Annotated in this window: 13 protein-coding genes; 7 read left to right on the top strand and 6 right to left on the bottom strand. The window is 55.4% G+C overall.

From position 1 onward, the window contains the following. The coding region (locus JWG43_RS08940) for a UvrD-helicase domain-containing protein (RefSeq protein ID WP_205242570.1) at positions 1-310 on the bottom strand (310 nt) is incomplete at its 3' end. Between the two features lie 300 nt (positions 311-610). Between JWG43_RS08940 and JWG43_RS08935 the strand changes: the two genes are divergently transcribed. After that, positions 611-1,009 carry a pancreas/duodenum homeobox protein 1 gene (locus JWG43_RS08935; protein WP_205242569.1) on the top strand — a complete coding sequence of 133 codons (399 nt, stop codon included), beginning with the start codon at positions 611-613 and terminating at the stop codon, positions 1,007-1,009. A 333-nt stretch (positions 1,010-1,342) separates the two neighbouring features. Here JWG43_RS08935 and JWG43_RS08930 read toward each other — a convergent pair whose 3' ends face one another. Beyond that, positions 1,343-2,347: a GGDEF domain-containing protein gene (locus tag JWG43_RS08930; RefSeq protein ID WP_205242568.1), complete on the bottom strand. Its 1,005-nt coding sequence runs from the start codon at positions 2,345-2,347 to the stop codon at positions 1,343-1,345. A 516-nt stretch (positions 2,348-2,863) separates the two neighbouring features. Here JWG43_RS08930 and JWG43_RS08925 point away from each other — a divergent pair. The 4 genes from JWG43_RS08925 to JWG43_RS08910 all read left to right on the top strand — a co-directional run bounded on the left by JWG43_RS08925 (position 2,864) and on the right by JWG43_RS08910 (position 5,291). Further along, on the top strand, positions 2,864-3,937 hold the full coding sequence (locus JWG43_RS08925) for a glycoside hydrolase family 3 N-terminal domain-containing protein (protein ID WP_205242567.1): 1,074 nt from the start codon (positions 2,864-2,866) through the stop codon (positions 3,935-3,937). Beyond that, positions 3,907-4,332, top strand: coding sequence for an NINE protein (locus tag JWG43_RS08920; protein WP_205242566.1), 426 nt, complete (start codon positions 3,907-3,909; stop codon positions 4,330-4,332). The genes JWG43_RS08925 and JWG43_RS08920 overlap by 31 nt, the downstream gene beginning before the upstream one ends. Before the next feature lie 177 nt (positions 4,333-4,509). Continuing rightward, on the top strand, positions 4,510-4,773 hold the full coding sequence (locus tag JWG43_RS08915; protein ID WP_205242565.1) for an HP0495 family protein: 264 nt from the start codon (positions 4,510-4,512) through the stop codon (positions 4,771-4,773). Further along, positions 4,770-5,291, top strand: a complete 522-nt coding sequence (locus tag JWG43_RS08910) for a hypothetical protein (protein WP_240193481.1) — start codon at positions 4,770-4,772, stop codon at positions 5,289-5,291. The genes JWG43_RS08915 and JWG43_RS08910 overlap by 4 nt, the downstream gene beginning before the upstream one ends. Here JWG43_RS08910 and JWG43_RS08905 read toward each other — a convergent pair. The 4 genes from JWG43_RS08905 to JWG43_RS08890 all read right to left on the bottom strand — a co-directional run bounded on the left by JWG43_RS08905 (position 5,242) and on the right by JWG43_RS08890 (position 9,297). Further along, positions 5,242-5,541 carry a Smr/MutS family protein gene (locus JWG43_RS08905; protein ID WP_205242564.1) on the bottom strand — a complete coding sequence of 100 codons (300 nt, stop codon included), beginning with the start codon at positions 5,539-5,541 and terminating at the stop codon, positions 5,242-5,244. The genes JWG43_RS08910 and JWG43_RS08905 overlap by 50 nt on opposite strands. Positions 5,542-5,752: 211 nt before the next feature. Then, the gene (lpxB, locus tag JWG43_RS08900; protein ID WP_205242563.1) at positions 5,753-6,949 is read right to left on the bottom strand and encodes a lipid-A-disaccharide synthase; all 1,197 of its coding nucleotides are present in this window, start codon (positions 6,947-6,949) and stop codon (positions 5,753-5,755) included. Positions 6,950-6,966: 17 nt separating this feature from the next. Then, positions 6,967-7,974, bottom strand: a complete 1,008-nt coding sequence (locus tag JWG43_RS08895; RefSeq protein WP_205242562.1) for a Gfo/Idh/MocA family protein — start codon at positions 7,972-7,974, stop codon at positions 6,967-6,969. Between the two features lie 201 nt (positions 7,975-8,175). After that, complete coding sequence (locus tag JWG43_RS08890; RefSeq protein ID WP_205242561.1) at positions 8,176-9,297, bottom strand: branched-chain amino acid ABC transporter substrate-binding protein; 1,122 nt, start codon at positions 9,295-9,297, stop codon at positions 8,176-8,178. 365 nt (positions 9,298-9,662) lie between these two features. On the opposite strand from JWG43_RS08890, the gene lpxK reads away from it, so the two are divergent. Both lpxK and lpxC read left to right on the top strand, forming a co-directional pair. Further along, positions 9,663-10,784 (top strand): tetraacyldisaccharide 4'-kinase, encoded by a 1,122-nt coding sequence (gene lpxK, locus JWG43_RS08885; protein WP_240193480.1) that lies wholly within the window; start codon positions 9,663-9,665, stop codon positions 10,782-10,784. A gap of 262 nt (positions 10,785-11,046) precedes the next feature. Next, a complete protein-coding gene (gene lpxC / locus JWG43_RS08880; protein ID WP_240193479.1) occupies positions 11,047-12,039 on the top strand; it encodes a UDP-3-O-acyl-N-acetylglucosamine deacetylase in 993 nt (330 codons plus the stop codon). The last annotated feature ends 292 nt before the right edge of the window (positions 12,040-12,331 follow it).

The following is a 12,331-nucleotide window of genomic DNA, read 5'->3' as shown; positions in this document are numbered from 1 at the left end:
TTGGAAATGTGTAATAGAGACAGCCCATCACCCGCCCGCAGGACCGGTCGGTCAGTTGGCTTGCACGGTGCAGCATTTCCTGCGCTGCCCGTCGGGTAAAGGTCAGCAGGAGGATGGATTCCGGTGCCACGCCCTGACCAATAAGATACGCCATCCGGTGGACCAGAGTCCGGGTTTTACCGCTGCCGGCTCCGGCGATCACCAGGATGGGGCCGTCACCGTGGGTCACCGCGGCGCTCTGGGCCGGGTTCAATGCCTCTTGAACATTCAAGGGCTGCTGGACAGGTGGAGGATGAACAGGGACTTGCATCCTGAAAATTCTACCATAGAGAAATCCGCGGTGCAATCAATGTTGACAGCGGGGACCAAGACTGGGTAAAGTCGCCCTTCACACAATACTTGATGCCAGACGGTGAGCGGCGATAATTTCATTCTGATCCGCATATATCCCGCGGGTCCATGTCCGACAAAGTGGCAGCAGGCGGGTTCTCTTATCTGTACTCCCTGCTGCGAATTCATTCCGCTTAGTCGAGCATGGAAATATCGCGCTTGTACAGGTATGGGAAAGACCATGGAAAATTCTTTTAACTGATAGTGCCAGGAAATTGTGATGAACACTCCGGAACAGATATTTACCGAAAAAACAATGCGGGATTTGTTTCCGCCCGAACGGACAGATGATTTTTTTGAGGCGCTCTTTGGTGATGCTTCTGAAGGTGCCTATGATATTTCCTTGAGTTTCGAGAGGTATGATGAGGCCGCCGGCCTGCTGACCCTGCACCTGAACCTGCACGAACGTCCGGGGCGCTGTCTCGCCTGCAATCTCACCTACGGACTGCCGGAGGTGTTTTCCCGCCACCCGTTGATCAACATCAAGGGGATCGTGGCGGAAGTGGAGAAGCTGCTGGGCGGCGAGGTGGTTTGCGAGAGTTGGCGGCTGGATCATACCATCCAGAAGGACCGGTCGATGCATTGCATCCCGCTGCGTATTCAGCTTCGTCCCCATTGATGACGCAGCCGTCTGGTCGTTTTTCAAGAGCGGTCAGCGCGGCATCGCCATCAGAATGTTCGTCACGGGAACCTGAAATAATGTTGCCGTCCTGGATCCGTGAGCGTTCGTCCGTGCGTCAGCTTTATTGTCTGTGGCCATTCGATTAAAGGACACTTTATCGGACGGTTACGGGCAATGGAGATGGCGTGCGGACGGATGCCCCGAAGGGCGGCTGGTGAAAGTTATCATCATGGATCCAAAACAAGCCTCCAGCCGTCACGGATTCAGGGTCGTGTCCAGGTTGTCTCAGGTAGATCATTAAAACTTGAAAAAAAGGGGCAGGAGCCCCTGTCAGTTCATGGCGACCTGCGCCTTGCCGTTGGCCTTGGCCTGGTAGAGGATGTCATCGGTCTGTTCCATCCAGGCGCTGATACTCATGCCGGGGCTCCATTCCGATAGACCGATGCTCATCGCAAGTTTTCCGGAAGCGGTGGTGATATCGAGTTGTTCCACGGCCCGGCAGAGCCGTTCCGCCAGGTGACAGGCATCGTGGATACTGGTGTCGGGCAGGACAATGAGGAATTCGTCACCGCCCATGCGCACCAGAAGGTCTGTGAGGCGGATTTCCTGCTGCAGGATCTCGGCAACCTGTCGCAACACTCGGTCGCCCATGAAATGGCCCATGCTATCGTTGACCTCTTTGAAATGATCCAGGTCCAGTGCTGCCAGGGTGAGAGGGTGGCCATGACGGCTGGCCTGTTCGACCATGGGGCCAATACGTTCTTCAAGGACAAAACGGTTGGGCAGGCCGGTCAAGCTGTCCCGGCGCGCTTGAGCAAAAATTTTCTCATATTCCAGGGCCCGCTTCAAGGGGTCGGCCAAGATGGTCAGCGATTCATCGATGAATGCCAACTCCTCCCAGGTCAGGGCTTTCCCCTTGCGCAGCAAGACGAGTAGACCGTAGCAGTCCTCGCTGTTGAACCCCCATTGGTGGATGTGAAATCCGTCAGTCTGGGAGGGGGTGGGTTTGCTCTCCATGGGGCACTCCAGAGCTTCCCGGGCGAGTTGAATAGCCTGCCTCCGTTTGGGACCATGATAGGAGCAGAACATGTGCATCCGCTGCCATTCCGGATTGTTGTAGCCGACAAGTTCGTGGTCAATAAACTCCATCAACCAGACCGAGTAGGCTTCTATCATGGAAGGCAGGTCAAGAATTCCGGCTAATTTCTGATGCAACGTATTAATTTTTTTCAGTTTTTCTGATTGTTGACGGTAATGGCTAAGCTCGGAAAGCAGGTTTTCCATAGCTGTCGCGATCTGCACGTCCACCTGTTCTTGATGTACTTTCATATCCATAGAGCCCACCTGACGAAATATCGTTGCCATGCAGTTGGTGTTGATGTTTTGGGTGTCGATTTTTTGGCAGTCTAGTCGGCCGTTGGTCACCTGAGGCCCCAATGCAACCACAGGGGCTCATTCGAGGTCAATTCTGCTTGGGGTTCAGTTTGGCTGCAGAAGCGGTGCGGTCGTTGCCTGATCCCTCTTAAGCTAAAAGTATGCCTGAAAGTACAAAAAATTTGACTCGGCCGGTTGCAATCTACCCTCTCTCGATCTTTTCCTGCGGTCATATATTGATTTATTACAGTAAAACAGGGGATTGGATCTAGTGTCACTGATGGCGGCAGCCCGAGGGGAACGAATACGGCCCGGTCGTAGGGCTGGCTGGTGACTGTGGTGGTTGGCGAGAAGATTCCAGGCTTGGTGTGAATTTCTGCTTGCTGTCATGATTTTGTCAACACATCCTGAGGGTGCGGAATTGCTGAGTCGGGTCAGGCCTGGCTGAATCGGCTTGTGGCAGGATGGGGAACGGGAATGGGAAACAGGTTGCCTACAGGACAGATGCTGCTGATCGGTTTTCGCGGGTGCCGGATCGCGCCGGATCACTGGCTCGTCGATGTCATCCGCAACCATGGGCTGGGGGGGGTGATTCTCTTTGATCGCAACGTGGACGGCAGCGTGCAGAACATTGTGTCTCCTTCTCAGCTGCGTCAGTTAACGGCCAGTCTGCAGGGCTACGCAGAGACAAGGCTGTTCATCGCTGTTGATCAGGAAGGCGGCAGGGTCTGTCGACTCAAGGAGAGGGATGGCTTTTCCCCCTCCATGAGCGCTGCGGAGCAAGCCAAATTGGCGGAAACCGAGAAAGGCCCGTTTCTTGACTATCAGCGGAACGCGGCGGCCATGCTGGCGACCCACGGTATCAATCTCAACTTCGCACCGGTGGTCGACCTTGATCTCAATCCACACAATCCGATCATCGGCAGGTATGGCCGCAGTTTTGGTGCCAAAGCTGAAAGAGTGAGCACGTATGCGTCTCTCTTCGTTACGGCCCATCACCAGCATGGTGTGGGCTGCTGTTTGAAACACTTCCCTGGCCACGGCAGTGCCGGCGGTGATTCACATCTTGGTTTTGTCGACAGCACCGACCACTGGCTGGCCACGGAACTGAATCCTTACCAGTGGCTGGTGGCAGGTGGCTACAGTGACGGAATAATGACAGCGCATCTGGTCAACCGTCACCTTGACCCATCCGCAATGCCGGCGACCCTGTCTTCTGCGATGGTGGAAGGGATTTTACGCCGCCAGATCGGTTTCAACGGTGTGGTGTTCAGTGATGACCTGCAGATGCGGGCAATCAGCAATGGCTGGGGCTATCGGGAGGCGGTTCAGCGCGCGGTGTTGGCCGGGGTCGATGTGCTGGTGGTGGGGAATAATCTTGCCCTCCAGCCGGATGCGGTTCAAGTGGCTGTGCAGGCCATCGACGAATTGCTTGACAGCGGCCGGATCAATGAAAAGCGTATCGCCGACTCACTGGCGCGTATCGCGCTGTTCAAGAAATATATGACCGGGCAGCAACCATGGCCGTCAAGCAATCCTCCCACAATATAGTGATTGGCTATCTTGCCTGGATTTTCGGTTTTTTGGGTGCGCATCGCTTTTATTACGGCAAGCCTGTGTCCGGAACCCTGTATTTCCTCACTCTCGGCCTGTTGTTTATCGGCTGGATTGTTGATTTCTTTCTTATTCCCGCGATGGATCGCGAGGCGGATATCCGCTATCTCCCCGGCCCGATCGATTACAATCTGGCCTGGCTGCTTTTGGTTTTTCTTGGCTTCTTCGGGGTGCACCGGTTGTACATGGGCAAGATATGGAGCGGCATCTTCTATCTGCTCACCTTTGGCGTCCTTGGCCTGGGGTATGTCTACGACATGTGGACCCTCAACGATCAGATTACCCTGATCAATGGAAGGGCTTCCGGTCTTTTTTCCTCGCCAATGCATTAAGGTGATCAGGTTCCGGGCCCGTTTGGGTACAGGGCTGGAGTTCGCAGGCGGCCATGGTGTTGCTCCTTGCATTCGATGTCAAGCCAGGGCACGGACTGCTGTTTTGACAGGGTTTTGTCTTTCCCGTTGAAGGTGACCATCGCTCACGTTATAACGGCGCAAAAAAGGAGGAACAATATGCATACACCTCAAGGGTGCAAGCCGGAAATACACTATCCCTGTCGCTGGCATTACCGGCTCATCGGCGAGGATCGGGCTGCCCTGTACCGGGCCATCTCCGCCCGGATAAACGCTGATTGCTGTACCATCTCGGAAGCCAATGTCAGCTCGGGTGGGCGCTACTGCAGCCTTAACCTGGAGGTCACTGTCCGCGATGAGGCGGAACGACTGCAGCTTTACCAGCTGCTGTCCGGTGACCCGGCGGTGAGGATGGTGCTATGAGCGATGCCAGGATGTCCCGGGATACGGGCAGAGTTGACAGGAAGCTGATTCCGGTGATGCGCGAGGCGGTGGTCACGGTGCAGATGGTTTTGTTCAAGGTGCTCAGGGAAGATATGCGCAAACGCTATGTTGATCGGGCCGAACCCTATCATACCCATCTGGCCGGTGCTGTGATCAACAACCTGTTCGGCACCCAGCCGCTTGACCATACCGTGAGGTCCTTTGCCGCCGAGAACAGAGAACTGGTGGAACGGGAGTTGCGAGAACTCGCCTTGCGAGTGGGTGACCTGGGCCCCATGCTCACCGATGCCCTGCGCATGAAAACCATCTGTGACAACCAGGAGGGCATCCATTCCATCCCGTCCCTGCTGATGGCCCGTGCCCTGGGGATCCTTCAGGAAGACCGTCCCTTGCCGCTGCCCTCGACCTTTATGCTTCAGGTGCGCAAGCTCGCGGCGGCCCACGGTCTCATCGAATCGATGCCGGTCGTTTCACCGGATGCAAGGTCACCAGAGTAGCGCCCCATGATCCGCTGCTTTCGTCGCCCAGCTTGAAGGAGGCGACGGTCTCGAGTTTTTCCAGGATGGCATGAACCGTCCGTCGCAGTGCGCCGGTCCCCTTACCATGGACAATGCGGACCTGGAGAATACCTTTGCTCCGGCAGGCTTCGAGGTAGTCGGGAACCAGATATTTGACATCCGCGGGGCGAAAAACATGAAGATCCAGGGTGCCGTCGATGGGTATTTCGATGGGGGGGATTTCATCCATATTCATTGCCTGGATCCGTGAGCGTTCGTCCGTGCGTCAGCTTTGTTGTTCGTGACCGTTCGATTAAAGTGCACTTTATCGGAAGGTTACGGGCAATAAAGATGGCGTGCGGACGGACGCCCCGAAAGGCGGCTGGTGAAGGTTATCTTCAAGGATTCTGCTGCAATTATAATGTGAGTACAGCAAAATATATTAAATAAGAGCCCAGCCGTCACGGATTCAGGCATTGGTGTGTCTGGGAAAGGAGTTCAAAGGCGATGGCTGCGGTCCGTTCCGAGGCCCCAGGGCTGCCCAGCCGCTGCCGCACTTCCGCCAGGCCGGCCAGGGTGGCGGTGCGTTTGCTTTCGTTGTCCATGAGCTGGCGCAGCTCCTCGGTGATCCGTTCAGGGGTGACCGCATCCTGGAGAAGTTCCGGGATAATACCGCGGCCGCCGATCAGGTTGACCAGGGAAAAGAAGCGCAGATGCCGGATCAGCAATTTGCCAAGGAGATAGGTATGGCGTGAGATGCGGTAGGCGGCCACTGTGGGGGTGCCCAGAATGGCCAATTCCAGAAGAACCGTACCCGAGGAGGCGACGGCGGCATCGCAGGCCGCCATCATGGCATGACGTTCACTGTCGACGATCCGCAGATCGAGACGATGGTTCCAGGCGGCCAGACCGTTTTCGTCGAGAATGCGTCGTTCGATGGTCGAAGCCCGCGGGATGAGAAAGGTGTACCTATCGGGATGATCAGCGGCCATCCGGCCGGCGGCGTCGAGAAAAGCAGGAAGCAGGGCCTTCACTTCCTTTGTGCGGCTGCCGGGAATAAGGCCGATCAGTTTTCTGGCCGGATCGATGTGGTGGCGGCTGAGAAATTCCCCGGGTTCCAGTTCCGGCTGGACTGAATCCAGCAGTGGATGACCGACAAAGTCGACCACATAACCACGCTGGGCGTAGAACTCCTTTTCAAAGGGCAGGATAACGGCGATTCGGTCGGTCAGCCGGCTGATTACCCGGGTTCGACCGCTGCGCCAGGCCCAGACCTGGGGGCTGATATAGTAGAGCACCGGTATGGCCAGTTTTTTGGCTGTGGCGGCCAGCCAGAGGTTAAAATCAGGGTAGTCGATGAGAATGAGCAGGTCCGGGCGGTGGGTGTGCATCCGCTCGATCAGCGTCCGTCGGGCCCGGAGGATATCCCCGAGATGACTGAGGACCTCGGTAACACCGACCACCGCCAGTCTGGAGGCGTCGGAGAAGATTGTCACTCCAGCCTCTGCCAGCTCCCTGCTGCCCATGCCGCAGAAGCGCAGGTTTGCATCCCTGGCCCGCATGGCCCGCACCAGGTTGGCTCCGTGGAGGTCGCCCGAGGCCTCTCCAGCCACGATCATGATTTCTCGGCCTGAAGAAGTCCTGAGCTGTTTTTTCATAAGAGCAGCGAGGCTATTCAGCCGGAAATCGAAGAGATCGAAGAGTTGAAGCTGTTTTCCTCTTCCAGCAGTGCCTTGAATTTTTCTCGATGTGTATTGATCTGGGTCACCACCTGCAGAGCCACATCCAGGGCTCGTCGCCCCTCCTCGCCGGCCACCGCCGGTCGGTTGCGGCCGCGGACGCATCGGATGAAGTCACGCAGCTCCAATTCGAGGGCGTCCTGGTCGGGAAAGGATGATTTTTCAATCTCCGGAATCGGATGGCTGCCTTCATCCCCTGGTTTGAGCCGGACAGTCATCACTTCTTTCTTTCCGAAGTCCACAGACAGGTAGCGTCCCGGCTGGAAGATGCGCATGCGGCGCATGCTCTCCAGTGAAATTCGGCTGACGGTGATGTTGGCGGTGCAACCGTTGGTAAAAATGATGCGGGCATTGGCGATGTCGGTCAAAGGGGTAATCACCGGCGCCCCGGCGGTCACAATGGTCTCGATGTCGGCTTTGACAATGGAGAGAATGATGTCGATGTCATGGATCATCAGATCGAGGACTACATCGACATCCGTGCCCCGTTCCTTGAAAACACCGAGACGGTGGGCTTCGATGAACAGAGGATAGGTAAGCTGCGGCTGCAGGGCCAGAACCGCGGGATTGAACCGTTCCAGGTGGCCGACCTGAAGGATGCGTTGGCCGCGGCGGGCCAGATCGATCAGGTCGTCCGCCTCTTCAAGGGTTGTGGTGATCGGTTTTTCCACCAGGACATCCACGGAGCGTTGCAGGCACTCCCGGGCTATCTGATGGTGAAAAAGCGTCGGCACGGCGATGGAGAGCGCATCCACCAGGGGCAACAGGTCCCGATAATCCGAGAAGGCCTGGGTGGTGCATTCCTCGGCAACCAGCTGTGCCCGCATCGGATCGGTGTCGGCCACACCCACCAGCTCGACATCCTCCATGGCTGCATATTTCTGGGCATGGAATCGGCCAAGGTAGCCGACGCCAATCACTCCCGTCTTGATTATATCATTCATTGTTGTCTATTCCGTATCCTTGCCTCGCAAGGCCTCACAGTGTTGCAGATACCAACCTGAATCCGTGACGGCTGGAACCTTGTTTCGGATATATTTATTTGTAATTATAATATAATTGCAGCTGAACCCTTGACAACACCTTTCACCAGCCGCCCTTCGGGGCATCCGTCCGTACGCCATCTTCATGCATTCAGGTCTCGGTTACTGGACCTGGACGTACTGCCCGTCCTGAACCTGATACATGGTAAAACCGATACCGATAGGTTCACCGGAGGGGTCAAACTTGATCTTGCCAAAAGGTGTAACCGTCTCTTCCTCATGCAGGATTTGGGCTATTGCCTCCGGATCGGTAGAGCCGGCTCTGGCGATGGCATTGGTCAGGGCAAGGGTTGCGGCAATGGCGTTATCAAAAAAGGCGCCGGGTTCGGCTTCTTCAGTTTCCATGAATTTTTCTCGGTATTTCTGGGCAACAGGGTTGCTGGACACATCGGCAGGCCCGGTGGCATAGACATTTTCCGCATTTGCTCCGGCAACTCTGATGAAAGAGGCGTCTTTGGCACTATCACTGGAAATGAATAAGGCGTCCATTCCTTTCTGCCGCATCAGGCCGACAATTTTCGCCGCTTCGGGGTGATAACCGCTATAAATGACAGCTTCGGCGCCGGAACGCCGGATTTTTGTCACCACCGCGGAATAGTCGACAACGCCGGGTGTGATTGCTTCAAACAGGACCACTTCGACCCGACCGGATTCTTCGAGGAATTGCCTGGCGTATTCCGCCAGCCCCCTGCCGTAGTCCCCTTTGTCATGGATGACAGCGATTGTATTGACCTCGAGAACATCAAGGGCGAAATCGACCTGCGTACGTGTCTCCGCGTCGTCCGAAGCAATGGTCCGGTAGAAATTCGGGTAGTCGCCGCTTTGGGTCAGAGCTGGAGTGGTGGCTGAAGGGGAAATCACCAGGATATTTGCTTCCCGATAGATGGGTAAGGCTGCCCGGGTGGCTCCTGAGCAGATATGACCGATAACGGCGTGAACACCCTCTGAGACCAGCTTGGTGGCAGCGTTAGTGGCAACTTCCGGTTTGCAGACATCATCCTCGACCAGAATGACGACCTGCGCGCCGTTGATGCCGCCTTTTTCGTTTATCTCTTTGACAACGAGCTGGGCAGCTTTTAATGTCGGCAGACCATAGGAGGCAAGATCACCGCTATGGGCTCCGGCAACACCGATTTTAATCGGATCGGCGGCCAGGGCTCCGGTGGTGGATCCCGCTGCCAGGGTCAGGGCGGCTAGAAGTGTGCAAATTGTTTTTGGTTTCATTGTGTTAAAGATCTTCGTTCTTGGATGGAAAAAAGTTCAACGTACCAGCATAACCCGTTCTTTCTTACTCTATCCATTATTTTTTGCACTAATAATTGCCGGGATTTCCCGCAGGGCAGAATGCTTTTTTTCACAGAAAAAAAGAGTTTATGTGTTTATATTTTCATGATATTTTCTATTGCTTAGCGTTCTGCCGGTTCAAGAGAATGCGTTTAATTTTACCTGGCTCGAGCTGAAAAGGAAAGTACCACACAAGAGGACATAAATCTGTTCGTGTCATGAACGGTTTCCGCTCCGGATTCCGGTCAATCGATCCACGTTCGTTCCTGGATCCGTGAGTGTCCAGCCGTCACGGATTCAGGACATTGTTTACAGATGCACGACTGCATGGCCTGGAACAAAGAGGGGTAGGAGTGAAGAGCGAGTTTTTTTATTACGCCTTGGGGCGTCCGCTGGCACCCTTATACGGTGCTGCCATGCGGATCAGGGAGAAAATGTATGGCCGGGGCATTTTCAAGTCGCACCATCTGGCGGCACCGGTGATCAGTGTCGGCAATCTGACCATGGGTGGCACCGGTAAAACCCCGATGGTTCAGCATCTGGCGCGGCTGCTGCAGGATCATGGCTTTCGGCCGGCGGTCATCAGTCGCGGGTATGGCGGCAGAGCGCAGGGTCGAGTCAACCTGGTTTCAGATGGACGGCAACTGTTGCTCAATGCCGAGCTGGCGGGTGACGAGCCGAGGTTTTTAGCCGAAACCCTGCCGGGTGTTCCTGTGCTGACAGGGCTCGTCCGCAGGCTGCCGGCCCAGAAAGCCCTGGAAATGGGCGCCGATGTTGTCCTGCTTGACGATGGATTTCAGCATCTGCAGGTCGTACGCGATGTCAACCTTGTCCTTTTCAACGCGGATCGGCTTGCCGGTAACTCACGGGTCTTTCCCGGCGGTGAACTGCGGGAACCGGTTGCCGCCTTGCGGCGAGCCACCGGTTTTCTGCTCACCGGGGTCAACGAGGAGAACCGGGAACGAGCAGGAAAGTTTGCTGAACTTCTCCGGACCAGGTTTGCCGAGATCCCCGTTGCCCTGGCAGAATATGCACCGCATACGTTGGTCAAGGTGGCGCCCGACGGCAGCATCGAGCCCACGGCCGCCGATGGGCTGATCGATCGGCGGTGCTTTGCCTTCTGCGGCATCGCGCGGCCTGAACGGTTTCGCCGGACGCTGGAGCGGCAGGGATTGCGGCTGGTTGGTTTTCACCCGTTTGCCGATCACCAGCGATACTCGCCCGCCATCCTGAGGGCCTTGTTGAACAGGGCATGTCAGGCTGAGGCCGAGGTGCTGATCACCACCGAAAAAGACCTGGTGAAACTGAGCGGTCGGGTGGAGGAAATAACGATGCCGCTTTTCGGCCTGCGTATGCAGGTGGCGACAGAACAGCATTTTGATCGAAGTTTTCTGGCGTCAGTTAAGGCCTGGCAAGCCCGCCGGTGACAAAAAACTGCCTCTGGTGTGTGTCAGAATTTCAACATTTTCAGCGGCTTTCCTTTTTTGTGGTTTTTTTGACACAGTTGCTCTGCGGATATGCCGGGACAGGTGCAACCGGACTCTGGTGCAATATTTTGAATTAGTTTAATTTTTTTAATCATTTTCCCCGGCGGGAAATAACTTGAATTTCTGGATTGTTTTTTGCACAGAGATCTGCAACTTTTACGACATTTTTTTGATCTTGTTCCCTTTTCAGACAGGACAACATATGCTGGCATCCCAGATTGAACCGCATCAATATACGTTAAAACGCCCTGTCAGTTGTTGCGGCGTTGGTCTGCATACAGGCAGAACAGTCAACCTGACCATCAAACCAGCTCCGGTCAACACCGGTATCCGCTTTCTTCGTTCAGATCTGGCCGACAGACCCGTGATTCCTGCCCGGGTAGACAGGGTGATTGATACTACCCTTGCCACCACCATAAGTGACGGTCGCCATCGTGTCTCCACCACCGAGCATCTGATGGCCGCTTTACGCGGATCCGGTATTGACAACGCCGAAGTGGACCTGGACTCCCATGAGGTACCCATCATGGACGGCAGCGCAGGTCCCTTCATACACATCCTGAAGACCGGAGGACGGCAGCGGCAGCGCACCCTGCGCCGGATTCTGCGTGTGATCAGGCCGATCAATTATACCGTCGGTGATAAATCCATCCGGATCGAACCGCATGACGGATTCCGGGTAACCGGCCGCATCCATTTCGATGATGCACTGATCAGAGAGCAGCACTACTCGGTGGAGGTGACCCGGGAGCGTTTCAGCAAGGAAATCGCTTCTGCGCGGACCTTTGGTTTTGTCGAGCAGGTGGAATATCTCTGGCAGAATGGATTGGCCCTGGGCGGCACCCTCGACAATGTGATCGCCATCCACTGGGATCGTCGTTCCATTCTCAATGAAAACGGTTTGCGTTTTGATGACGAATTCATCCGCCATAAGGTGCTGGATGTTATCGGTGATATGGCTCTGCTGGGCTCTCCGATCCTCGGGCACGTGATAGCAGACCGTTCCGGGCATGGACTGCATCTTGGCCTCATGCGCACCATTGCCGACAATCCTGACTGCTGGGAATATGTCACCTTCCAGAAAAGGGGGGATTCACTTTTCCGCCAGGTTGTGCAAACTACCCAATCGGCCGGATATAGGCTTGCACCATTCTTTGCCCCCGCACCTGATTCACTGGTGTCCCAGGCGGCCTGAATAATACCTGAATCCGTGACGGCTGCAATTTGTTGTTGATATATCTTGCTGTACTTAGATTATAATTTTGTACAATCCTTGACAATACCGGTCAACAGCCGCCCTCCGGGGCATCCGTCCGCACCTCAGTCACAGGCACTGTCCAGGGCACTATCGTTTATGCGTTGATGCAGCTTTTTCACTCCCTGTTTTTTTGTTTTTTTCGTATACTCTGCAGCCGTCGGAACATTTCCGACGGTTTTTTTTATGGTCTCAGCTCTGGGTAGAGGACTTCTGCTGAAACCATCCATCA

This window comes from Desulfobulbus alkaliphilus (assembly GCF_016918545.1).
Classification (GTDB): Bacteria; Desulfobacterota; Desulfobulbia; order Desulfobulbales; family Desulfobulbaceae; genus Desulfobulbus; species Desulfobulbus alkaliphilus.
This window is presented reverse-complemented; position numbering and strand designations above follow the sequence as displayed.